This window comes from Negativibacillus massiliensis, from assembly GCF_900148495.1.
GTDB lineage: Bacteria > Bacillota > Clostridia > Oscillospirales > Ruminococcaceae > Negativibacillus > Negativibacillus massiliensis.
Window position 1 is genome coordinate 264,856 of record NZ_FTRU01000008.1, and the last position, 23,667, is coordinate 288,522.

Genomic DNA, 23,667 nt, shown 5'->3' on the forward strand with positions numbered 1-23,667 from the left:
GATCTTTTACGAAAAAAATGAAGATAAAGGCAGGAATGATTTTGGTAGACAATCTTTTTAGCAAATATCTTTCTTCCCTCTATCGGGAAGAGCGCAAATATCTGAATCGAATGCTGAAAAGCCGCGGAATGGGCTCAGCGGCAGTACGATTTATGATGTATATTTATCATAATCAGGGGAGCAATCAGAAAAAGGTTTGTACCGAGATGGGAATTGATGAAGGGCTCGGTACAAGAGTGATGAAAAAACTGGAAAGTGAACAGATGATTGTACGAAGCGTAGATCCTCAGGATGCACGTTCCCATATTTTGGAAGTAACAGACAAAGGCGAAAGCTTTGTTGTGGAGTGCAAGCAGATGCAGGCAGCATTCTGGGAAAATGTAACACAATCCATGCAGAGAAAGGAAAAAGAGGAATTACTCTTTATTCTGGAAAGATTATCGGATCAGGCGATTGTGTTTAACAATCGGGAAAAGGAGAGAAAATAGGATGGAAAACAAACAGGGAAATATCCTCGGAACGCAGCCAATCGGGCAGCTTCTGTTAAAATTTGCGGTACCAAGCATCATTGCCATGCAGGTCAGCGCCTTATACAATATCGTAGACCAGATTTTTATTGGACACAGTGTAGGGGTTCTGGGAAATGCGGCGACCAATGTTGCCTTTCCTTTGAGTACAGTATGTGTGGCTCTTTGTCTGCTGTTTGGTGTAGGCGGTGCAGCCAATTTTAATCTTTGCATGGGTGCAGGAGATAAAGAACGCGCAAGACATTTTGTGGGAAATGCAGTGGCACTTTTGCTGCTCAGCGGTATTCTGTTGAGTTTGTTTTCTTTTATATTACTGGAACCAATGATGCGATTTTTTGGCGCAACACCGGATGTTTTGGGTTATGCGCTGGAATATACCGGCATTACCCTGTGGGGATTTCCATTTTTGATTATTGCTAACGGTGGTGCAAACCTTGTTCGAGCAGATGGCAGCCCGAAATATTCGATGATGTGTATGCTGGTTGGTGCTATCATTAATACTGTTTTGGACCCGTTGTTCATTTTTGGCTTTGATATGGGAATGAAAGGTGCAGCTTGGGCGACAGTAATCGGACAGGTTGTTTCGGGTTTGATGGTAATTGTATACTTAAGCCACATGAAAACGGTGAAGCTTTCGTTGAGCGATCTGAAACTGTCAGGAAAAAGAGTGGTTCAGATCACATCGCTTGGTCTGGCAGGATGCTTTAACCAGCTGGCAATGATGGTGGTTCAGATTACCATGAACAATACCCTTACTTACTATGGCGGAAAATCTGCTTATGGAAGCGAAATTCCATTGGCGTGTACAGGAATTATCGCTAAGGTAAACATGATTTATTTCTCCATCATCATTGGTATTTCGCAGGGATTACAGCCGATTGTCAGCTTTAACTACGGAGCAAGAAAATATGGCCGTGTACACGATACCTATCGTCTTGCCTTAATTTCTGCAACGGTTGTTTCTACATTGGCATTTTTATGCTTCCAACTCTTCCCACGCCAGATTACTTCTTTGTTTGGACAGGGAAGCGAGGAGTATTTCCGCTTTGCAGAAAACTATTTCAGAACCTTCCTTTTCTTTACCTTCCTCAATGGAATCCAGCCGATTACATCCAACTTCTTTACTGCAATCGGAAAGGCTACCAGGGGTGCGGTTCTGGCTTTGACTCGTCAGATCATCTTTTTGCTGCCATTGATCTTGATTCTGCCGATGCTGATTGGAATCGATGGTGTTATGTATGCAGGACCAGTAGCTGACTTTGCCGCAGCGGTACTGGCTTTTGTCATGGGATTTATTTCACTCAAACAGCTGAGAAAAATGGAAGCTGAAACTGATTTATTAGAAGAATAAATTTGCCAAAAGCACAGGAACCGGATGTTTTATTGACATTGATGATAGAATAACGTACAATAGATGGCAGGAAGACAGAATGTCTACCCTGCTTTTCTGTTATGTGTAATAAAAAATGATAAGGAGGAATAAATATGGACTTTTTGGCAGCGATGGAGTCGGTTGGAGTAGACTCACAGACTGTGTTAAGACGTTTTTCTGGAATGGAGATGCTTTGGAAAAAGTTTGTCTTTCGTTTTCCAGAGGACCCTACCTATTCCTCTTTGGAACAGGCCGTCCTCAAGCAAGAGGATGAAGAAATTGAGCGACAGGCTCATGCTTTGAAAGGAGTAGCAGCCAATTTGGGATTTGACCAATTGAGTCAGCACGCCAATCAGATTGTACAGTTGGTACGTCAGCGTCCGGAAGGATACTGGGATATGATAAAACAAGAGTGGGAACAGTTAAAAGCAGTTTATCAAAAGGTTTTGGAAGCGATTAACTGCTGTAAACAATAGGGGAACCGTATGAAAAAACAAAATAACAAAAAAATCCTGATTGTGGATGATTTTGAACTCAATCGCGCGATTTTGTGTGAGATGTTTTGCCGAGATTATGAAGTAATCGAGGCAGAAGGTGGGAGACAGGCAATCGAAATCCTGAAAAAGGAAGGGACAAACATCAAAGCATTGCTGTTAGATATTGTGATGCCGGACATTGACGGATTTGGTGTGCTTGATTTTCTTTCGGAACAGAATATGATCGAAAAACTGCCTGTTTTTCTGATTACAGCAGAAACTGCGGTTGATACGATTATGCGTGGATTTGAAAAAGGTGTTGTTGATGTTATCAATAAGCCGATTAATGATCCTGCTATTATCTGCAAACGTGTTTATAACGCGATTGAGCTGTATCAAAAGAGAAGTAATCTGGAGTGTCTGGTAGAAGAGCAGGTACAAACAATCCGCAAGCAGAATGAAAATTTACAGACAACCAAAACATCCATCATTGATATGCTCAGCTCGGTAATCGAATTTCGCAGCGGTGAGTCTGGAGAACATGTTCGTAGAATTAGAAAAGCGACAAAAATTTTGCTGGAAAATATGGCGGAAATCTGTCCAGAATATAATCTGAGTGAAGAGTGGATTATACTTGTTTCCGGGGCAGCTACTATGCATGATATTGGAAAGGTTTCGGTACCTGACTATATTCTGAATAAGCCGGGAAGACTGACCAAAGAAGAATTTGATGAGATGAAGAAACATACCATTTACGGAAGTGATATGTTGAAGTCCATCCCATTCTTTACGGAAGACCCAATTTTTCAGCATGCCTACGAAATCTGTCGCCATCATCATGAGCGTTGGGATGGAAAAGGCTATCCGGATGGCTTAAAGGGAGATGAAATTCCATTAAGCGCTCAGGTAGTTTCTTTGGCAGATGTTTATGATGCTCTGGTCAGCGATCGTGTTTACCGAAAAGCACTCAGCCATGAAAAGGCACTTTCCATGATTGCAAATGGAGAATGCGGAGCTTTTAATCCACAGCTCCTGGAAAGCTTTTTTGCGGTAGCGGATATCTTGCACGAGCAATTATATGCACATCCTGAAGTGCAGGAAGAGGAAGATATCATCAAGGAAAAACCGGTGATGAGTGCCATTAAGCCACAGGAGGAATCAAATTTATCGGTTCGTACCCTGCAGCTTTTGGAAAGAGAGAGAAAAAGATATCGCTGTCTTTCCCAGATGTCAGGAGAAATCCTGTTCGATTATGATCGAGAAACCGATACCATTGAATACACAGATCGTTACTGTGAAATTTTTGGTGGAACAAATGTTGTTCTGCATGCAGCGGATGCAATGAAAAAATCCGAGCATATCGATGATGCAGACCGTCGGCGTATTTATGCTGAATTGGAAAAACTTTCTCCGGAGAATCCAACCCTTCGATCGGAAGTAAAGCTGATGACAAAGTATGGTTCTGAAGAGTGGTTTGAAATTGTCCTGAAAGCTATTTTTGATGAAAAAGAAGAATATTGCGATTATATCGGGAAAATCACCAATATTAACCGTCTCAAATCAGAATCACTGCATTGGAAAAAACAAGCTTTTCAGGATTACTTAACTGGATTATACAATCGACCAGCTTTGGAAGATTGGATGGAGCGACAGATTTTGCAAAAACCAGATGCTCCGTTTGGCTTGATGATCTTGGATATCGACTACTTTAAAAAGGTAAACGATACCGGACATGAAAACGGAGATCAACTGTTAAAAGATACTTCTGGTTTTCTGCTGCATCATCTTCGTTCCAGTGATGTTGTTGCACGAATTGGCGGAGATGAGTTTGCGGTTATCATGCAGGGAGTTTGTTCAGAAGAAATTTTAAACTGCAAGGCAGTTCAAATTCAGAACGACTTTACATCTGAATTTAGTGCAAAGTATAACGTAAATCTGTCTTTATCAGTTGGTGCTGCTTGCTATCCGGAACAAGGTGCGACCTATCATGAATTGATGATGAAAGCAGATCAGGTTCTTCTTCAGGCAAAACAAAATCGAGAGCCTCGCTAAGTTTTTGATAAATAGTAAAAGGGGAATTTTGCAGATAGCAAAATTCCCCTTTTTTCTGCAAAAAGGATACATGAAATTATAGGCAGGACCTGGAATTTACAGAAAAATAATTGAATCATGGTTAGAAATAGAGTATAATTAAAAAGATAAACCAAACAGAGAGGAGAGAATGATTTATGGCAGAATATATTATCTCGACTGATACTTCCTGTGATTTTCCACTGGAATATGTGAAACAGCACCAGCTTCCATTGGTAACCCTGTTTTACAGTATAGATGGTGTGACCGGAGAAAATGGTTGCCCGAGTTCAGATGTATTAAAAAACTTTTATGATAAAATGCGTGCTGGTTCTATGACCAAAACACAGCAGGCAAGCATTGAGGATACAGAAAAAGTCTTCCGCGAGATTTTGAAGGAAGGAAAAGATATCCTTCACATCGCCTTTTCTTCCGGATTGAGCGGTACTGCCAATGCAGCCAGACTGGCGGCAGAAAATATGATGGAGGAGTTTCCAGAACGCAAGATCATTGTGATTGATTCTCTGTGTGCTTCTCTGGGACAGGGATTGCTGGTAGACTATGCGCTCAAATTGCAGCAGCAGGGAAAAAACATGGAAGAGACTGCAAAGTGGCTGGAAGATCACATCCAGAACATCTGTCACCTGTTTACCGTTGAGGATTTAAAATATCTTCAGCGCGGCGGAAGAATTTCCAAAACCACTGCCCTGGTTGGAACTATGATTGGTATCAAGCCGGTTCTTCATGTTGACCCAGAAGGAAAACTGGTTTCTATTTCAAAGGTTCGTGGAAGAAAACAGTCCATTCAAGCACTTGTCAACAAAATGGAAGAGAATATCGGAAAATATCGCGATGAAAAGCAGCCAATTTTCATCAGCCATGGTGACTGCATCGAAGATGCGAACTATCTGGCAGAGCTGGTCAAAGAGCGTTTTGGCTATGATGAGTTCTTGATCAATGATGTTGGTCCTACTATCGGAGCGCATTCCGGACCGGGTACACTGGCACTCTTCTTTATGGGTGAAACCCGTTAAGTGGTATCATAAAACGATTCGTCATTTTTTTCATGGAAATAATGTCCGAATCTTACAATCTAAAAATGTGCAATAGGGAAAAGATGTAACCTAGGTTACATCTTTTTCTTGCTTTTAGAGAACTTTTCCGGTAAGATAAACAATGTGATATCGTTTTGAAAAACATTTTGGGGGTTAATTGAGATGGAAAACTTTGTTATCACAACAGAAAATGCAGCAGACTTGCCGGAAAGTTTTATTAAGGAAAATGAAATCGGTGTTTTGTCCCTTTATTATACGATTGATGGTGTTACCTATGGACCGGATCATGAGGAAGAGATGCCTGCGAAGACATTTTATCAGCAGATGAGAAATGGTTCCATGCCAAAGACACAGCAGGTAAATCCGGATCAGGCAATCCGTCGTTTTCGTGAGATTCTGCAGCAGGGAAAGGATATTCTGCACATCTCACTGACCTCGGCAGTAAGTGGAAGTTATAACAGTGCCTGCATGGCAGCAGAAGAATTGCGGGAAGAATTTCCAGAAAGAACCATTACTGTAATTGATACACTGGTGGGAACTCTGGCACAGGGCATGATCGTAGATAAAAGCGTTCAGATGAAGAAGGCAGGAAAAAGCCTTCAGGAAATTACATCCTGGATTAAGGAAAATATTCCGCACTTTTGCCTGTATGCAACAGTAGATGATCTCAAGCATCTTTATCGCGGTGGACGTGTTTCTAAGACCACAGCGTTCTTGGGAACAGCAATTGGAATTAAGCCAATTCTCAAGCTTAATGAGGAAGGAAATCTGGTTCCAATCGCAAAGGTTCGTGGTAGAAAACAGTCTATCCAGACACTGGTAAAATATATGGAAGAACATGTTGGCAGCTTCTTAAAGGAGAATGACACCATCTATATCAGCCATGGTGACTGTGAAGAGGATGCAAAATACCTTGCAGAATTGGTAAAAGAAAAGTTTGGCATTATGAAGTCGATGATTAACCACATCGGTCCGGTCATCGGTTCTCATGCAGGCCCAGGTGCTTTGGCTCTTTCGTTTATGGGAGAAAACAAGTAATATTAAAAGAAACAGCCAGATAAAAGCCTAAAAATGACTGATATTTCGATAAAACGGACAAATTTGAACTAATTTAAAGAAAATTCATAAAAAACTCTTGCAAAAGATGTATGACACATGTATAATGAAAGAGCAGATAAAAAAGAAATCCGTGGAAGGGAGGAAAGGTCTGTGGACGATTGCAGTAGAAGTACGATCAAAAACAAAAGCGATTTCTGTTATGATGGACAGCTGTACCCACAGCGTTTTTCCTCTTATGCCAGAGGATAGTATTTTTTGTGGGTTTGTTTTTCTTGTGCCATAATGATAGAAATCGCCGCACCACCATTTTGGTAGTGCGGTTTTGTTTTGCTGTACTTTACTGTCCCCTAAAAAATGACAGTAAGGAGGCGCTGAACATGATGAAAAACATGGTTTTGGCAACAAATTTTGGAAAAGCAAACGAAATGAACCTGTGCGAAAAAGAGATGGGATTCCTGGTTAAGGATAAAGACTATCAGACCATCAGCGACCGTCTGAGCGAAATGGAACCAATGGAAGCATCCCGTTGGTTGGCAATGCAGGATGAGCATCTCCGTTTTTCGGTAGCCTGCCTGATGGCTCCGGAAAAAGCAAAAAAAATCTGTGAATGCGAAAATCAGGTTGCAGAAACCGGCTATCTGAAAGCTGGCGTATTTTCTCTGGCAAAGAGCAGAATTTTCTGGCTGATGGCATTGATGATTTCCGGAATGATTACCGGAACGATTCTTGCACGTTATGAAAGTGCATTTGCGGCAGTTCCAATGCTGGTTACATTTATTCCGATGCTCACTGATACCGGCGGAAATGCAGGTTCCCAGAGCAGCACAATGGTTATCCGTGCAATGGCAATGGGCGAAATCAATATCCGCAATCTTCTTTTTGTTTTGTGGAAAGAAATCCGCGTTGGTGTTCTGGCTGGAGCAGGTCTTGGAGCAGTTAACTTTTTCAGACTGCTGCTGACCACCCCACATTCGGCAGAAATTGCACTCACCGTTTCTTTGGCAATGTTTGTAACTGTAGTTGCAGCAAAAGCAGTTGGCGCTGTTTTGCCGCTGATTGCTGGAATGATGCGCTGTGATCCTGCTATTATGGCAGCACCACTGATTACTACCGTTGTGGATGCATTTGCTCTGATTATGTATTTTAAAATTGCTCAGTTAATTCTGGGTTTATAACCTTAAAAAGGAAGCATCATATCCAAATGGTGCTTCCTTTTTTGATGTTGCAATGTTATCATAACACAAAGGAGGGAATTTTTGCATGATAGGTTTAAAGAGGGGAAGAGTAACATTATATCCCCATCAAACAGAATGGGATGAGCAAGCCAGACGTACTATGGAGCAGCTGAAGGAACTCTTTGGTGAGCTTGCAGTGGATATCCAGCATGTAGGAAGTACATCCATTCCTAATATTGCGGCAAAACCAATTTTGGATTTTGCAGTTGGGATCTATGACTTCAAAAAATTGGAACAACTAGTTCCAAAACTGGAGAAGGAAGGGATTATTTATCGCCCGTCCGATGATCGAGAAGGACATCGGCTTTTTGTGGTGGGAGATTTTGACAGAGATACCCGAACCCATCATATTCATGTGGTGGAATATCAGGGAAAAGAGTGGCAGCAGCAGATTTTCTTCCGGGATTATTTGAAAGAACACCCGCAAGCAGCAAAAGAGTATGAAACACTCAAAGTTAAATTACAAAAACAATATCCACTGGACCGAAATGCCTATACGGAAGGAAAGGCGGATTTTATTCAACAGATTCTACACAAAATGAGAATAAATGAGAAAGAAAATCAAATAAAATAATAAAAAATAACCTGTGAAAAGATTGTCAATCAATGGCCGTTGTGCTATAATACACTAGCCAAAGGAGACAATCTTTGTCATAATTTGTCTGGATTTTGGAGAGAAAAAGGACTGCGGTCTAAATTTAATTTTATTTGATTTGATTTTAATTCATGCCAATGACTGCAATGATAAAATCATCCAGACAATAATCTCCATTGGAAAGCGGATACCAACATGTTTAAAAAGCTGTACCCCGAATCGGTACAGCTTTTTTAGACGAAAAGAGAGGAGTGGAATGTCAGGAAAATTTTTCTATCACCTCTTATGATGACCGTTTGATTGCTTGACTGGAAAGAAACAATCAAAATCAATCATGATACCTGTGACGATTCTGTTAATAAAAGATGGAATAGAGGGAAAGAATGGGATTTTGTCAAAGTGCATGAGGATAAATTAAAAATCTTGTTGATTATTTTTGATTGAAAATGATTGAAAGTGATTGATTTTTCTGGAGCGTGGTGTTATAATCAAGCTAACAAAAAACGAAGGAGTGAAAAAATGCTTGCGGAAGAGCGTCTGCGGACCATATTGGAAATACTGGAAGTAAGAAAAGCGGTGAGTGTTGCCCAGCTGTGCCAGCAGACGGGAGCTTCGGAAGCAACCATCCGAAGGGATTTGAATGAATTGAGCCGTCAGGGTAAGATCAATAAGGTTCATGGCGGAGCAATGCTTCCTGAAGGAGAATTTGAAAGTCAGGAACAGGATGTTCATACCAAGGAAGGAATTCAGGTAGAGCAAAAGGAACGGATCGCCCGCTATGCGGCAAAGCAGGTATGCGATGATGATTTTGTTTTTATCGACGCGGGAACCACGACATTAAAGATGGTGGACTTTTTAAACGGAAGCAAGGCAACCTTTGTTACCACGGGGATTGAATGTGCCAGAAGGCTTGCAGAAAAAGGACTTCGTGTCTACGTTCCGGGAGGATTGTTAAAGCCAAGCACACAGGCTTTGGTTGGGGCATCTGCACTGGAGTCAATGAGCCGGTATAATTTCACCAAAGCATTTGTGGGAACCAATGGAATCAGCGTCCGACAGGGATTCACCACACCGGATACCGAGGAAGCGTCGGTAAAGTCGCTTGCAATCGAGCGTTCCTATCAGAGCTTCATTCTGGCTGATTCCAGCAAGTTTGGCAAAGTTGCTGCGGTGACCATTGCTTCCCTTGATAAGGCGTGTATCCTGACCGATATGCTTCCGGATAAACTCTATTCGAGATATACAGTAATCAAAGAGGTGGATTCGTTTGATCTATACAGTGACATTTAATCCGGCAATCGATTATGTAGTCCGGATGGATCGGTTTAACAAGGGTGAGGTAAATCGAACCCAGAGCGAGGAAATCCAGTTTGGCGGCAAGGGAATTAATGTTTCCACCGTTCTGACAAACCTTGGTGTAAAAAGCTGTGCACTGGGCTTTCTGGCTGGTTTTACCGGAAAGGCAATTGAAGATGGACTGAAAAAGATTGGGGTAGAAACCGATTTTATTCATCTGGGAAACGGGATGACCCGAATCAATGTAAAACTCAAAGCGGACTGCGAAAGTGAAATCAACGGTCAGGGACCGGAAATTTCGCAGCAGGCACTCGATCAGCTTTTTGAAAAGCTGGATTGCTTAAAGCCGGGGGATATTCTTGTTTTGGCAGGAAGTATTCCAAAAAGTCTTCCAAGTGATATTTATGAGAAAATCATGCAGCGCATGGAAGGCAGAGAAATTATGGTGGTAGTGGATGCCACAAAAGATCTGTTATGCAATGTCTTAAAATATAAACCGTTTCTGATTAAACCAAACCATATTGAGTTGGGCGAAATCTTTGGCAGGACCCTTGCAAATGATGACGAGATCAGGGAATGTGCACAGCAGCTTCAGCAGAGAGGCGCACGCAATGTACTGGTTTCGATGGCTGGAGATGGCGCAATTCTTTTGGATGAAAACGGAGAGTTCCACAAGATTCAGGCACCAAAAGGTAAGGTCAAAAATTCAGTTGGTGCAGGGGATTCGATGGTAGCGGGATTCTTGACCGGCTATCTGGAAAGCAAAGATTATGGTATGGCATTAAAGATGGGAACGGCAACCGGCAGTGCAACCGCATTTGCGGATGGACTGGCAACCAGAGAAGAAGCAATGGCTTTACTTCAGACATTGTGCTAAAAATGGAAGGGGATAATTATGAGGATCATCGACCTGATTACAAAAGATCGTATTCTGTTGGGCGCATCGGCAGCAGATAAACAGGATGCAATCGAAAAAATGGTAGAGCTTCAGGCAAAGAGCGGAAACCTGAGCGACAAAGAAGTTTATAAGCAGGCAATTCTGGCAAGAGAAGCGATGAGCAGCACAGCAATCGAAGCTGGTATTGCTGTTCCACATGCAAAATCTGAAACAGTAACAGCGCCTTCCCTTTGTGCTATGACCCTCAAAGAAGGTGTTGATTATGGTGCAATGGACGGTCAGCCATCTGACCTGTTCTTTATGATTGCAGCTCCATTAAATGGCGATCTCCATCTGGAGATTCTGTCCCATCTGATGGTACTGTTGATGGACCCACAGTTCCTGGCAGCACTGCGTGGTGCAAAAGATGAAGCAGAATTTATCTCGGTAATCGACCGTTTTGAAACTGAAAAATATGGAGCTGCACAGGAAACAAAACCACAGAAGAGTGGTTATCAGGTTCTTGCAGTTACAGCTTGCCCAACCGGTATCGCACATACCTACATGGCAGCAGAAGCCCTGGAAAAAGCTGGCAAGGAAATGGGAATCAGCATCAAAGTTGAGACCAACGGCAGCGGCGGCGTGAAAAACAAACTGACCGATGAAGAAATTCAGAATGCAGACGGTATCATCGTTGCAGCAGATAAAAATGTAGAGACAGCACGTTTTGCAGGTAAAAAAGTTTTGTTTGTACCAGTTTCCGATGGTATTCACAAAGCAGAACAGCTGATCGAACAGATCGAAAGAGGAAACGCTCCTGTTTATGAGCACAAAGGCTCCGCAGAAGATGTTGTTGTATCGAAAAATGAAAAAGAAAGCATCGGCAGACAGTTCTACAAACACCTGATGAACGGTGTCAGCCACATGCTCCCATTCGTTATCGGCGGCGGTATCCTGATTGCAATCGCGTTCCTGCTGGATGATTACTCCATCGATCCTGCAAACTTTGGTATGAATACTCCACTGGCTTCCTTCTTCAAGACAGTCGGCGGTGTTGCGTTTGACTTTATGCTCCCTGTTCTGGCAGGTTATATCGCATACAGCATTGCAGACCGTCCAGGTCTGGCAGTTGGTTTTGTTGGCGGTTACCTTGCAAAAGTTGGTAACTCGTTTGCAAACATTACCGGAGATGGCGCTGTTTCGGGCGGATTTTTGGCAGCATTACTCGCTGGTTTCGTTGCAGGTTATCTGGTACTGCTGCTGCAGAAGATTGCAAGCAAGCTTCCAGACAGTATGGACGGCATCAAACCAGTTCTGATCTACCCACTGTTCGGCGTATTCTTTATTGGTGTATTCATGTATGCAGTAAACCCGGCAATGGCTGCAATCAATACCGGAATTATCAACCTGCTTAACTCGATGGGCGGCAGCAGTAAGATTCTGCTTGGTGCAATCGTAGCAGGTATGATGAGTATTGATATGGGTGGTCCATTCAATAAAGCAGCGTATGTATTTGGTACTGCTTCCATCGCAAGTGGTAACTATGATGTTATGGCGGCTGTTATGATCGGTGGTATGATTCCTCCTCTGGCAATCGCTCTGGCAACTACCTTCTTCAAAAAGAAATTTACTGCGGATGAACGCAAGTCCGGTGTCGTAAACTATATTATGGGTCTGTGCTTCATCACAGAAGGCGCAATTCCATTTGCAGCATCTGACCCGTTGCGCGTTATCCCATCCTGCGTTATCGGTTCTGCAGTAGCAGGCGGACTCAGCATGATGTTTGGCTGTACTCTGCGTGCACCACACGGTGGTATCTTTGTATTCCCGGTTGTAGGAAACGTTGTAGGTTATTTGATCGCTTTGGCAGCAGGTGCTGTAGTTGGTATGCTGATGCTGGGCATCCTCAAGAAAAATAAAACAGAAGCAAAATAGTTGATGATTATATCAGATTAAGAAAGGAAGAAATTTATGGTATCCGCTAAAACAACAATCGTAAATCCTATGGGAATGCACATGCGTCCAGCACAGCTCTTTATTAAAGAGGTTACACCTTTCGGCTGCGACGTTACAATCAATGTAAATGGAAAAGATATCAATGCAAAGAGCATTATGAACCTGATGGCAGCATGCATCAAGCAGGGCAGTGAAATCGAAATCAAATGCAGCGGCGATAACGAAGAAGCTTGCCTGAAAGCAGCTGTCGCTCTGGTTGAATCCGGTCTGGGAGAATAATTCCCGGCTATCTGACAAGAAAGGAGCATATGGAAGATGTTAAAGGGAGTTGGTGCATCCTCCGGCATTGGAATTGGAACAATCGTTTGTATCCGTGAAGAATCTCTGGATTATTCCAAAGTGGTATTTCAGGGAGAAGCGGAAGAAAAGGCACGCTTAAAAGAAGCGGTAGATACTTTTTGCGAAGTGACACAGGAGATGGCAGAGGATATTCGCCAGAGAGTCGGCGAAAAAGAATCGGAAATCCTCAGCGGTCAGATCATGATGCTCAGTGACCCGTTTATGACCGGTCAGATGGAAGAAATGATCGCTTCCGGAAGCTGTGCAGAAGCTGCTCTGGACTCTGTGTGCCAGATGTATATCGAGATGTTTTCCAATGTCGATGATGAACTGATGAGGCAGCGTGCAACCGATATCCGCGACATCCGCACCCGTATGCTCCGTCTTTTGCTGGGTATTTCCAGCGTTGACATTGCATCGGTTCCAGCAGGAACTGTGCTGGCAGCAAAGGACCTGACTCCTTCGATGACCGTTGGTCTGAAAAAGGAAAACATCAGTGCTATCCTTACTGAAATTGGTGGAAAGACCAGCCATTCTGCAATTCTTGCCCGTGCACTGGAAATTCCAGCAGTACTTGGAATTCCTCAGGTACTCGATCAGGTAAGCGATGGACAGCAGGCAATCGTAGATGGAGAAAGCGGAGAAGTAATCCTTTCTCCGGATGAGGATACCTTAAAGCGCTATACAGCACAGTGGAAAGAGCAGCAGGAACAAAAAGCAATGCTTTCTGTTTACCGCGACCGTAAAACTCAGGATGCAGACGGCAGAAATTATGAGCTTTATTCCAATATCGGAAGTGTAGCAGAAGCTCAGATTGCGCTGGAAAACGGTGCAGAAGGAATCGGTCTGTTCAGAACCGAGTTCCTCTTCATGGACCGCACCGCAATGCCGACCGAACAGGAACAGTACGAAGCATATAAGGCAGTATCTGACATCATGCAGGGAAAAGAGGTTATCATCCGTACTTTGGATGTTGGCGGAGACAAAGAGATTTCTTATCTCAAGATGGAATCCGAGCAGAACCCATTCCTTGGATGGCGTGCAATCCGTTACTGTCTGGAAGAAAGCGACCTGTTTAAAGTTCAGCTTCGTGCTCTGCTTCGTGCTGGTGCTGAACACAAGAACATCAAGATCATGCTGCCATTAGTAACTGGTGTACAAGAAATCCGCGCAGCAAAACAGCTGTTGGAAGAGTGCAAACAGGAACTTGCAGCACAGGGTATTGCATATGATGATAATATCCAGGTTGGCATTATGATTGAAACACCAGCTGCTGCCCTGATTGCAGATCTGCTTGCAAAGGAAGCTGCATTTTTCAGCATTGGCACAAACGACCTGACCCAGTATACCCTTGCAGTGGACCGCGGCAACGCAAAGGTGGAAAATCTGTACACAACTTTGCATCCGGCAGTACTTCGCAGCATCCGTTCGATTATTCGTGCGGCAAAAGAAGCAAAGATTCCAGTTGGTATGTGCGGAGAAGCTGCTGCTGATCCAGCACTGATCCCGCTGCTCTTAGAATTTGGTCTGGATGAGATGAGCGTCAGCGCTTCTTCGATTCTCAAGACTAGAAAGATTGTATCCCAGTGGTCTCAGAAGGAAACTGCAGAAGTAGAACAGAAAGCAATGCAGCTGGACGAACCGCAGGCAGTGGAAGAATATCTTCTGAGTGTCTGCAAACGATAATTTGATTTTCTCGAAAACGTTTGAATAAAAACCTTTTTCTCTCCCTTTATGCAAAAAAGCGAAGCCATTTGGCTTCGCTTTTTGCTTTATCATAAGATTTGTTTTTGCAATTATTTTTCCTCTGGAACAGGATTTTTAAGCAGTCCCATCGCAATCTGTTCTGCGGTAATTGGCAGAGTTGTGAAGGTAAGTCCTGTTGCATGGCGAATTGCGCTTGCAATTGCAGGGGATGGAGTATTGATAACCAGCTCACCGATGGATTTTGCACCGAATGGACCAGTTGGTTCATAGCTGCTTTCGAAGGCAACCCGAATATTTGGAATTTCCAGACGGGTTGGTATCTTGTACTGAAGGAAGGAATTGTTGATCATCTTTCCGTCTTCATTATACTGAATATCCTCATACAGAGCCATACCGATACCCTGTGCGATACCACCCTCAGTCTGAACTCTTGCAAGGTTTTTATTGATGACAGTACCGCAGTCAACAACGGCAACATAGTCCATCAGGTTGACCTTTCCGGTCTGAGGGTCAATATCCACCTCTGCCATACCAACCATGAACGGCGGAGGAGAGATTGGGGAGGAGTGCGATTCATGCACCGAGAGAAGCTGACGGGAACCATTGCAGGTAATATAACCGATTTCACGCAGTGAAATGGATTTACCGCTGCCCGGTACCAATACCTGTTTGCCGTCAAATTCTGCTTCTTCTGCCGGTACACCCAGAATGTCAGCACCTGCTTCCAGAATCTGGGCACGCAGTTTTTCTGCAGTTTTAACTACAGCACCGCCAGTAACATAGGTGGTTGCGGAAGCATAAGAACCGGTATCATAAGGGGACTGGTCGGTATCAACACCCTGAACAGCAATGTTTGCAATGTCACAGTCGAGGATATCAGCTGCCATCTGGGCAAGGATGGTATCACATCCGGTACCCATATCAGTACAGCCGACCAGCAGGGTATAGAAGCCGTCATCGTTCAGACGCAGTTCTACTGCCGCAATATCGACATGAGAGATACCGCTTCCCTGCATAGCAAGGGCAACACCGACACCGTGAAGATGTCCGTTTGGAAGGGTGCGGACAGCAGCTTTGTTGTCCCAGTCCATCATTTCTTTTGCGGTCTTCATGCAGCGGTCCAGAGCACAGCTGTTGCATGGCTCATTGTAGTATGCCTTCATGATCTGACCTTCACGAACCATGTTCTTTTCCCGGATCACGGTCGGGTCGATTCCCAGAGTATCAGCAAGCTCGCTGACAGCACTTTCTACCGCGTAGATGCCCTGTGTTGCACCATAACCGCGGTAAGCACCGGCTCCCATGGTGTTGGAGTAAACGACATCATAGCTAAAACGTGCTGCACGCAGGCTACCATACAGAGAAAGAGACTTGTGTCCAACCAGACCGATGGTGGTTGGTGCATGTTCTCCGTATGCACCGGCATTGGAGATTGCATACAGATCGATTGCACGGATGTCGCCGTCACGGGTCGCACCGATTTTTACCTTCATCTGCATCTGATGGCGTGGGGAACCATTGGTCATACATTCCTCACGGGTGAAGGTGATTGCAGCAGGACGTCCGGTCTTCATGGTGACGATTGCAGGGAAAACTTCGCTGACAGCGCTCTGTTTTGCACCGAAACCGCCGCCGATACGAGGTTTAATGACGCGGATGCTGCTCTTGGACATTTCCAGAGCATTTGCCAGAATACGGCGTACATGGAATGGAACCTGTGTGGAGCTGACAACAGTCAGTCTGCCGAATGCATCCAGATAGGTGAAGGTAGTGAATGGTTCCATCATGGTCTGGTTGTTTGCTTTGGTGTTGTAGGTGCGTTCCAGCACAACATCGCAGGCAGCAAACTCAGCATCCAAATCACCAAAGGAAAAGTCACCCTTGGAGCAGATATTTCGTTTTGGTTCTGCATTAATTGGAATCAATGTTTTAAAATCATCTTCCGGATGAACGATGATTGGATTGTCAATTGCATTGGTATAGTCGATGAGTGCAGGAAGTACCTTGTAGGTTACTTTGATGAGCTTCATCGCTTTCTGGGCAGCTTCCAGTGTTTCAGCACCGATAATGGCAACAGGGTCACCGGCACAGCGGATGTGCGGGTCCAGAATCAATTTGTCATAAGGGCTGAATTCCGGATAGGTCTGACCAGCAGTGGTGTAGCGGCTGGAAGGAACATCCTTATAAGTCAGCACGCAGGCAACGCCAGGAACCAGCAGAGCACGGCTGACATCGATGTCTTCGATCATGGCATGAGCGTGTGGGCTGCGCAAAATCTTGACAACCAGTGTGTTCTGCGGGATCATATCGCCAGTGTAAACCGGTTTACCGCTAACCAGGCTGATTGCGTCCTTCTTTCTTACAGCAGAATTGACGTAGTTCATCTGACAGCCTCCTTCTGTTTATGCGCAAGATATTTTTTGATGGCTCTCAGGTGGCTTTGATAACCGGTGCAGCGGCAGAGATTTCCAGCAAGGTATTCTTTGATCTGCTCATCGGTCGGGTTAGGAAGCTCACGAACCATGGCAAGCACATTCATGATAAAGCCAGGGCTGCAAAAGCCGCACTGCTCGCCGCCTTCGTCTGCAAGGAAGGTTCCAAATTCAACCGCTTCCTGCTGTACCCCTTCCATAGTGGTGATTTCATGTCCGTCAGCGCGTGCAGCAAGCACACTGCACGATAAAACAGGTTTCTGATCCATCCAGACGGTACACAAGCCGCAGGAGGAAGTTTCACATCCGCACTTGACCGAATAGCATCCCTTCTGACGCAGATAGGTAAACAGCGTCATATCAGCCGGAATTTCGTCAGTGCAGCGGCGTCCGTTTAAAGTCAGGGTTATCTGCATTTGATTCCCTCCTTTGCTTTTTCCAGTGCGCGGTGACAGAGAACACCGGAAAGCATTCTGCGATATTCTTTGGAAGCACGCATATTGCTGCCAAACTCTGTTTCTTCCTGAATCTTCTGGATCATAGCTTCAGGATCGGTGTTGGTTTCATATACAACTGCTCTTTGTGGTCTTGCACCGATAACAAAACGGGTGCTGTTTTCCAGAATGGAAACGGCACAGGTCAGAACTGGAAGATCTGTTTCAGTGTTTCTGACACTCTCGTATGCAGCACAACGTCCGTTCTTTTTGATAATAATGTGGGTCAGCACATCGCGGTCGTATGGCATCTGAGCATACTCGTTAAGGGAAACCCTGCCTTTCTGTGCAAGAACAACATCACAGTCAAGAGCAAGCAATCCGGTCAGGATATCCGAGAATCCAAAACGGGAAACAATGCTTCCGCCTACAGTAGCGCAGTTTCGAAACTGTACGCCAACGATGTGGCGAACCATCTGTACAAAAAAGTCTCCAAAGTATCTGTTTAAAAGCTGAGAAGTTTCCATCTGACGCAGAGTAACCATTGCACCGAGGGAAATTTCATCATCGTTTTCTTCGATTTGATCCAGTCCAAGACCGGACAGGTCGATGAGGGTGGAGTAGTTTTTCTTTCCAAGCCGCATCCAACATCCGCCGCCCAAAATAGCGCTGGTGCGTTTCTGATTCAGCTCGAGCGCCTGCTGGATCGAAGTGGCTTTAATATATTGCTGTGCGCTGAACACTGCTTCACAGCCTCCTTTCGGAAAAGTATTGGTGGGGAATTTTTTTAAAAATAAGCGAAAAAACCCCATATTATCTCAAGTATAGTTTACCACAGATTGTCCGCTTTCGCCACCAATTTCGATGAGATTGTGAAAAATATTATGATCATTGACTTTTAAATACAAAAATAGTATACTATACACATGAATTAGCTTTAACTAACTTTAAGAAGGAGTGAATAAGAGATGACACAGGCAATTTTATGGGCAATGGCAGGGACCGGATTTACATTTTTTATGACCAGCATGGGTTCTGCCACAGTATTTTTCTTTAAAAAAGAGATCAGTGCATCTATCCAGCGAATCTTTTTGGGATTTGCTGCAGGGGTGATGATTGCAGCTTCCATCTGGAGCCTGCTGATTCCGGCAATGGAAGAAGCAAAATCTGCCGGACAGCCGGAATGGCTTGCAGCGTCAGGAGGCTTTATTCTGGGAATTGCATTTTTAATGCTGCTGGACAGTGTACTGCCACATCTTCATCCAGGAGCTAAGGAAGCAGAGGGACTTTCGGCAAACTGGAAACGAACCACCATGCTGATGACAGCGGTTACCCTGCACAATATTCCGGAAGGAATGGCAGTGGGACTTAGTTTTGCACTGGCAGCACAAAGTGGTCAGGGTGCAGGATATGCTGCAGCGATGGCGCTGGCACTGGGAATGGGAATCCAGAATTTTCCGGAAGGCGCGGCAATCTCCCTGCCGCTTCGCCAGGAAGGAATGAGCAGAACAAAAAGTTTTGTTTATGGAATGCTTTCCGGAATTGTGGAGCCGATTTTCGGAATCTTGGTTGTGCTGATTGCCGGACAGATCGGACCGCTGATGCCATGGCTTTTGAGCTTTGCAGCAGGAGCAATGATGTATGTTGTGGTTGAGGAGCTGATTCCGGAGGCACATCTGGGAGAACACTCCAATATCGGCACACTGGGCGTCATGGGCGGATTTTTGCTGATGATGGTTCTGGATGTGGCGCTGGGATAGATTTGACAGGACGGAAAAAGTGTCGTATTCTGATATACAAATAAAATGTATACCCGAAGAGGAAGTGTTTGTGTTGAGGAAGATTCTTTTATCCTGTCCAACCTTACGAAATGAGCTTGAACAGGCAGTAAAAGAATCGGGATTTTCGGACCCGATTCTTTTTTTGCCAAGACAACTGCACAATGATCCTAAAATTCTCAAATCTTACCTGCAGGAAACAATTGATCGATTAGAAAATATTGACCAGATTTTATTGTGTGTGTCTGGATGCGGGGGAGGAACAATCGGACTTTGTGCAACCAATGCAGAGCTGGTTATTCCAAGGTGCAGAGATTGTCTGGACCTTTTGCTTTCTCAGGAAGATGGAAATCTAGAGCGACCGGAAAAAGGAATCTTTGTAACCCAGAGTTGGGCAGATTATATGTTGGAATCCGAGATGAGTCTGGAACATATGACACAAAAGCTTGGGAAAGAGCAGGCAGAACAGAAGCTGCGCGAAGTTTACCGGGGATTCGAGCGGTTTTATATTATTGATACCGGTGTTCATGATGTTGATAAAGTTCGCATGCAGATGATGCCGCTGGTTCAGGTGCTCCACGGAACTATTTCCTGCGTACCAGGAGATTACTGGATTTTAAGAAAGATGGTATCCGGAAAAATTGATGAGGATTTTATGGTGATTTCCAAAGGACAAACGGTCAAAAAGGAAGATTTTAAAAGGTTAAACAGAGCAGAGAAGCTATGATGAAACAGGGCATCATTCCAAACTATGGGAGGTTTCGAGATGGAATTTTCCAATCAGTTGCTGCTTGAGTATCGGAAGCTGATGCAGACAACAAATTTACAAAAATGCTATCAGGAGATTATCAAACTGATCAAATATATCCGTACAGAGCTTCAGAAAGAAATGTCGGACCATGATTTTATGGGGCAGGTTGTAGAGAACAGAATGGATTTTTCTTATTTTCAGGCCACAACCCCAAAACTCAAAGAACTTGGATTAAAAGTACAGGTAGTGTTTATTCATAAAACGGGAACCTTTGAAGTTTGGATGTCAGGATATAACAGAAAAATTCAGTCGAAGTATCATCAGGCAGTTGGTTGTGTTGAATCTCCGTTTGCAAAGTGTGAAAATCTGGAAAGAAACGATTATATTCTCCGGATACCAGTAAATAAGGAGCTGGGGGTGGACGATACCAAAAGTATCCTTGAGGTGATTCGGGCGAATATTTTCCGATTGGAAGACACTTTTCTATGTTTATAATTGATTATATACAAACAAAAAAAGCGGTGGGTTTATCCCACCGCTTTTTTTATTAGTGCTTTAGCAAAGAACTTTCGCCAATAAGCGAAAGTTCAACAACCGCCCGCTATGCGGGTGGATTAAGGCTTAAGCAAAGAAACATCCTTTCTGGTAAGATAGAGATTGTTCAAGCCTCTAAAAAACCAGGAAAGGATGTTTCTTATGGCAAATAGTTTAGCACATACCAAATGGGTATGCAAGTATCACATCGTTTTTACACCAAAGTACCGTCGGAAAATAATCTATAAAGAATTGAGAAAAGATATCCAGCAAATCATAAAAGATTTGTGTAAGTGGAAAGGTGTAGAAATTATAGAAGGGCATATGATGCCGGATCATGTACATATTCTGGTAAGTATACCGCCCAAATACAGTGTATCCCAATTCATGGGATACCTCAAAGGGAAAAGTGCGATGATGATATTTGAAAGGCATGCAAACCTAAAATACAAGTTTGGGAATAGAAACTTCTGGGCAACAGGATATTATGTAAGTACAGTAGGAATCAATACTGCGACAATACAAAAATATATCCGAGAGCAAGAAAAGCAAGATCAAATAGAAGATAGTTTAAGCAAGAAGGAGTATGTAGACCCTTTCAAGGGTAGCAAGTAATCATACCACCAGAGGCTTGAACAAAGTGAAAGCCAGCGTCATTTAGGCGCTGGCTTTTATCACGGCCTTATAGGCCGCTCGTCATGCCACCCCTCTTAGGGGTGGTCATGACTTTATTAAAAGATCAGAGAACCAACCTGGAAGATCACAAGCGCTGCAAGATAAGCAACCAAAGTCTGGTATGCAGCAGTGAGCAGAGCTTCTTTCATAGAACCAAGTTCTCTCTTGGAAGCAGCAAAAGCAGCTACACAAGGCATATACAAAATGGTGAAAGCAAGGAAGCTGAATGCACTCAGTGGAGAGAACATCTGGGTCAGCATCGCGCTCAGCTGTGCGTCACTGGAAGCTCCGGTCAGGATAGTGAGGGTGCTGACAACCGACTCTTTCGCAGTAAATCCAGTGATGAGAGCGGTGGATGCACGCCAATCATTAAATCCAATTGGTGCAAAAGCAGGAGCAATGATCGAGCCAATCGAAGCGAGAATGCTGTTTGCACTGTCAGCGACCATGTTCAGTCTCCAGTCGAAACTCTGCAGGAACCAGATAACGATAGAGGCAATAAAGATGATGGTAAACGCTTTGTGCAGGAAATCTTTTCCTTTTTCCCACATGTGAAGCAAAACGCTTTTAGCATCTGGAAGACGATAAGCAGGAAGTTCCATGACAAATGGAACAGAATTTCCCTGGAAGATGGTGTTCTTTAGCAACAGTCCGGACAGGATAGCAACCACAATACCCAGAACATACAGGGAAACCATAACCAGAGCAGCATGGTTCGGGAAAAATGACGCGGTAATCATGCCATAGATTGGAAGTTTTGCGCTGCACGACATGAACGGAGTGAGCACAATAGTCATCTTGCGGTCACGGTCACTGGAAAGGGTTCGGGTTGCCATGATGGCAGGAACGCTGCATCCAAAACCGATCAGCATTGGGACAAAGGAACGTCCCGACAGACCAATTTTTCGCAGCAGCTTATCCATAACAAACGCAACACGCGCCATGTATCCGCTGTCTTCCAGCAGAGAAAGGAAGAAGAACAGCAAAACGATGATTGGAAGGAAGGAAAGAACACTTCCAACACCGGCGCAGACGCCGTTGATAATCAGGGAGTGAAGCCATGGGGTAACGTCAGCTGCAATGAGGACATTGGAGAGCATTGCAGTGAAGCGGTCAATCCATGCACTCAAAAGATCCTGTAAAGGAGCACCGATGACCGAGAAGGTCAGCCAGAATATGGTCATCATGATGAGCAGGAAGATCGGGATTCCCAGATATTTATGGGTGAGGAAGCGGTCGATCTTTTCCGAACGCTGCTGTTCCCGGGTTTCCTGATGTTTTACTACACATTCTGCGCACAGTGCTTCTATGTAGGTGTATCGCATATCGGCCAGCGCAGCTTCACGGTCGGTGCCGAGATTTTCTTCCATCTGTTCTACAATGTGGTCGATGATATGGATATCGCTCATATCAAGGTCAAGAGCTTTAAACATCGGTTCGTCGCCTTCGACCAGTTTGGTAGCGGCAAATCGGGTTGGATAACCTGCGGCCTCTGCATGGTCTTCGATGATATGTGCAATCGAATGGATAGCACGATGTACCTCTCCCTGGCAGAAATCCAGCTTTTGGGTCGGTTTTTTCTGCTTAATGGTTTTAACCACAACATCCAGCAGGTCTGCGATTCCTTCACCTTTGGAAGCGGAAATCGGAATAACCGGAATACCTAAGCGTTCGGAAAGCTTTTTGACGTGGATGGTGTTGCCGCTTGCGCGGACTTCGTCCATCATATTTAACGCCAGAATCATCGGGATATTCAGTTCCATCATCTGAAGGGTCAGATACAGGTTTCGTTCCAGATTGGTGGCATCCACAATATTAATGATGGCATCCGGATGTTCCTTTACCAGAAAGTCACGGGTGACCACCTCTTCTGCAGTGTAAGGAGATAAGGAATAGATGCCGGGAAGATCCACCAGAACGGCTTCCTTGTACTTTTTGATGCTGCCCTCTTTTTTCTCGACGGTAACACCCGGGAAGTTTCCAACATGCTGGTTACTTCCAGTCAAAGCATTGAACAGGGTGGTTTTTCCACAGTTCTGATTGCCGGCAAGCGCGATCAAGTGGCTCATCGTGTTACCTCCTCAATTTCAATGTTGGATGCATCCTCTGCACGGATGGTCAAAACATATCCGCGAAGGAAAAGTTCGATTGGATCTCCCATCGGAGCGACCTTTCGAACCTGAATTTTTGTTTTTGGGGTAAGCCCCATGTCCAGAAGTCTTCTGCGCAAAGCGCCCTGACCACCAACAACGGTGATGGTGCCGCCTTCTCCTGGTTTTAAGTGATCTAATGTCATAGCACTGCCTCCATGAAATGAATGTTTATGCGTTTAAAATGAAAAATAACAGCATAAACATGGGATTTTTAATAAGTTAGCCTACGCTTACATTTTACTCGTCAAGGAAAAAGTTGTCAATAGCTAACGCGGCAGGAACCTCTATTTTTATGTTATGAACAGAAAAAGAAAAAACGGTGAAAAGAATTCTGGAATTTCTGTAA

Annotated in this window: 21 protein-coding genes and 1 pseudogene; 17 read left to right on the forward strand and 5 right to left on the reverse strand. The window is 44.2% G+C overall.

The genetic code is table 11. The annotated features are described in order from the left end of the window. The first annotated feature begins 41 nt into the window (after nucleotides 1–41). The 13 genes and pseudogenes from BQ5375_RS07370 to ptsP all read left to right on the forward strand — a co-directional run bounded on the left by BQ5375_RS07370 (nucleotide 42) and on the right by ptsP (nucleotide 14,543). Nucleotides 42–488, forward strand: coding sequence for a MarR family winged helix-turn-helix transcriptional regulator (locus BQ5375_RS07370; protein WP_159438024.1), 447 nt, complete (start codon nucleotides 42–44; stop codon nucleotides 486–488). A 1-nt stretch (nucleotide 489) separates the two neighbouring features. After that, nucleotides 490–1,878 (forward strand): MATE family efflux transporter, encoded by a 1,389-nt coding sequence (locus tag BQ5375_RS07375; RefSeq protein ID WP_076917655.1) that lies wholly within the window; start codon nucleotides 490–492, stop codon nucleotides 1,876–1,878. Nucleotides 1,879–2,012: 134 nt separating this feature from the next. Then, nucleotides 2,013–2,375, forward strand: a complete 363-nt coding sequence (locus BQ5375_RS07380) for an Hpt domain-containing protein (RefSeq protein WP_022132450.1) — start codon at nucleotides 2,013–2,015, stop codon at nucleotides 2,373–2,375. A 9-nt stretch (nucleotides 2,376–2,384) separates the two neighbouring features. Next, nucleotides 2,385–4,427 carry a diguanylate cyclase gene (locus tag BQ5375_RS07385; RefSeq protein ID WP_022132451.1) on the forward strand — a complete coding sequence of 681 codons (2,043 nt, stop codon included), beginning with the start codon at nucleotides 2,385–2,387 and terminating at the stop codon, nucleotides 4,425–4,427. Between the two features lie 176 nt (nucleotides 4,428–4,603). Beyond that, nucleotides 4,604–5,479, forward strand: coding sequence for a DegV family protein (locus tag BQ5375_RS07390; RefSeq protein ID WP_022132452.1), 876 nt, complete (start codon nucleotides 4,604–4,606; stop codon nucleotides 5,477–5,479). Between the two features lie 183 nt (nucleotides 5,480–5,662). Beyond that, entirely contained in the window at nucleotides 5,663–6,538 is an 876-nt protein-coding gene (locus tag BQ5375_RS07395) for a DegV family protein (protein WP_022132453.1), read from the forward strand. A gap of 644 nt (nucleotides 6,539–7,182) precedes the next feature. Continuing rightward, nucleotides 7,183–7,734 (forward strand): annotated as a pseudogene (locus BQ5375_RS07400) (magnesium transporter); the annotation flags it as partial. A gap of 85 nt (nucleotides 7,735–7,819) precedes the next feature. Next, nucleotides 7,820–8,368 (forward strand): GrpB family protein, encoded by a 549-nt coding sequence (locus BQ5375_RS07405; RefSeq protein ID WP_022132455.1) that lies wholly within the window; start codon nucleotides 7,820–7,822, stop codon nucleotides 8,366–8,368. Between the two features lie 540 nt (nucleotides 8,369–8,908). After that, nucleotides 8,909–9,679, forward strand: a complete 771-nt coding sequence (locus BQ5375_RS07410; RefSeq protein ID WP_022132456.1) for a DeoR/GlpR family DNA-binding transcription regulator — start codon at nucleotides 8,909–8,911, stop codon at nucleotides 9,677–9,679. Beyond that, nucleotides 9,657–10,562 carry a 1-phosphofructokinase gene (pfkB, locus tag BQ5375_RS07415; protein ID WP_022132457.1) on the forward strand — a complete coding sequence of 302 codons (906 nt, stop codon included), beginning with the start codon at nucleotides 9,657–9,659 and terminating at the stop codon, nucleotides 10,560–10,562. The genes BQ5375_RS07410 and pfkB overlap by 23 nt, the downstream gene beginning before the upstream one ends. Nucleotides 10,563–10,580: 18 nt before the next feature. Further along, entirely contained in the window at nucleotides 10,581–12,497 is a 1,917-nt protein-coding gene (locus tag BQ5375_RS07420) for a PTS fructose transporter subunit IIABC (RefSeq protein ID WP_022132458.1), read from the forward strand. Nucleotides 12,498–12,533: 36 nt separating this feature from the next. Further along, complete coding sequence (locus BQ5375_RS07425) at nucleotides 12,534–12,797, forward strand: HPr family phosphocarrier protein (RefSeq protein ID WP_022132459.1); 264 nt, start codon at nucleotides 12,534–12,536, stop codon at nucleotides 12,795–12,797. Between the two features lie 36 nt (nucleotides 12,798–12,833). Then, nucleotides 12,834–14,543, forward strand: coding sequence for a phosphoenolpyruvate--protein phosphotransferase (ptsP, locus tag BQ5375_RS07430; protein WP_022132460.1), 1,710 nt, complete (start codon nucleotides 12,834–12,836; stop codon nucleotides 14,541–14,543). A 110-nt stretch (nucleotides 14,544–14,653) separates the two neighbouring features. On the opposite strand, the gene BQ5375_RS07435 is transcribed toward ptsP, so the two are convergent. From BQ5375_RS07435 to BQ5375_RS07445, 3 genes are read right to left on the reverse strand one after another with little or no spacing between them, the layout of a single operon-like run. Beyond that, nucleotides 14,654–16,948, reverse strand: a complete 2,295-nt coding sequence (locus tag BQ5375_RS07435; RefSeq protein WP_076917656.1) for a xanthine dehydrogenase family protein molybdopterin-binding subunit — start codon at nucleotides 16,946–16,948, stop codon at nucleotides 14,654–14,656. Beyond that, on the reverse strand, nucleotides 16,945–17,412 hold the full coding sequence (locus BQ5375_RS07440; protein WP_022132462.1) for a (2Fe-2S)-binding protein: 468 nt from the start codon (nucleotides 17,410–17,412) through the stop codon (nucleotides 16,945–16,947). The genes BQ5375_RS07435 and BQ5375_RS07440 overlap by 4 nt, the downstream gene beginning before the upstream one ends. Continuing rightward, the gene (locus BQ5375_RS07445; protein WP_076917657.1) at nucleotides 17,403–18,173 is read right to left on the reverse strand and encodes an FAD binding domain-containing protein; all 771 of its coding nucleotides are present in this window, start codon (nucleotides 18,171–18,173) and stop codon (nucleotides 17,403–17,405) included. The genes BQ5375_RS07440 and BQ5375_RS07445 overlap by 10 nt, the downstream gene beginning before the upstream one ends. A gap of 225 nt (nucleotides 18,174–18,398) precedes the next feature. Here BQ5375_RS07445 and BQ5375_RS07450 point away from each other — a divergent pair, with 225 nt between their 5' ends. The 4 genes from BQ5375_RS07450 to tnpA all read left to right on the forward strand — a co-directional run bounded on the left by BQ5375_RS07450 (nucleotide 18,399) and on the right by tnpA (nucleotide 21,108). Next, entirely contained in the window at nucleotides 18,399–19,190 is a 792-nt protein-coding gene (locus BQ5375_RS07450) for a ZIP family metal transporter (RefSeq protein WP_022132464.1), read from the forward strand. Nucleotides 19,191–19,263: 73 nt separating this feature from the next. Then, the gene (locus tag BQ5375_RS07455) at nucleotides 19,264–19,935 is read left to right on the forward strand and encodes a DUF1638 domain-containing protein (RefSeq protein WP_159438025.1); all 672 of its coding nucleotides are present in this window, start codon (nucleotides 19,264–19,266) and stop codon (nucleotides 19,933–19,935) included. Nucleotides 19,936–19,974: 39 nt separating this feature from the next. After that, nucleotides 19,975–20,454, forward strand: a complete 480-nt coding sequence (locus tag BQ5375_RS07460) for a DUF7000 family protein (protein ID WP_022132466.1) — start codon at nucleotides 19,975–19,977, stop codon at nucleotides 20,452–20,454. Between the two features lie 192 nt (nucleotides 20,455–20,646). Further along, nucleotides 20,647–21,108 (forward strand): IS200/IS605 family transposase, encoded by a 462-nt coding sequence (gene tnpA, locus BQ5375_RS07465; protein WP_076917642.1) that lies wholly within the window; start codon nucleotides 20,647–20,649, stop codon nucleotides 21,106–21,108. A gap of 116 nt (nucleotides 21,109–21,224) precedes the next feature. Here tnpA and feoB read toward each other — a convergent pair whose 3' ends face one another. Then, nucleotides 21,225–23,237 (reverse strand): ferrous iron transport protein B, encoded by a 2,013-nt coding sequence (feoB, locus tag BQ5375_RS07470; RefSeq protein WP_076917658.1) that lies wholly within the window; start codon nucleotides 23,235–23,237, stop codon nucleotides 21,225–21,227. Then, on the reverse strand, nucleotides 23,234–23,464 hold the full coding sequence (locus BQ5375_RS07475; RefSeq protein ID WP_022131740.1) for a FeoA family protein: 231 nt from the start codon (nucleotides 23,462–23,464) through the stop codon (nucleotides 23,234–23,236). The genes feoB and BQ5375_RS07475 overlap by 4 nt, the downstream gene beginning before the upstream one ends. Between the last annotated feature and the right edge of the window lie 203 nt (nucleotides 23,465–23,667).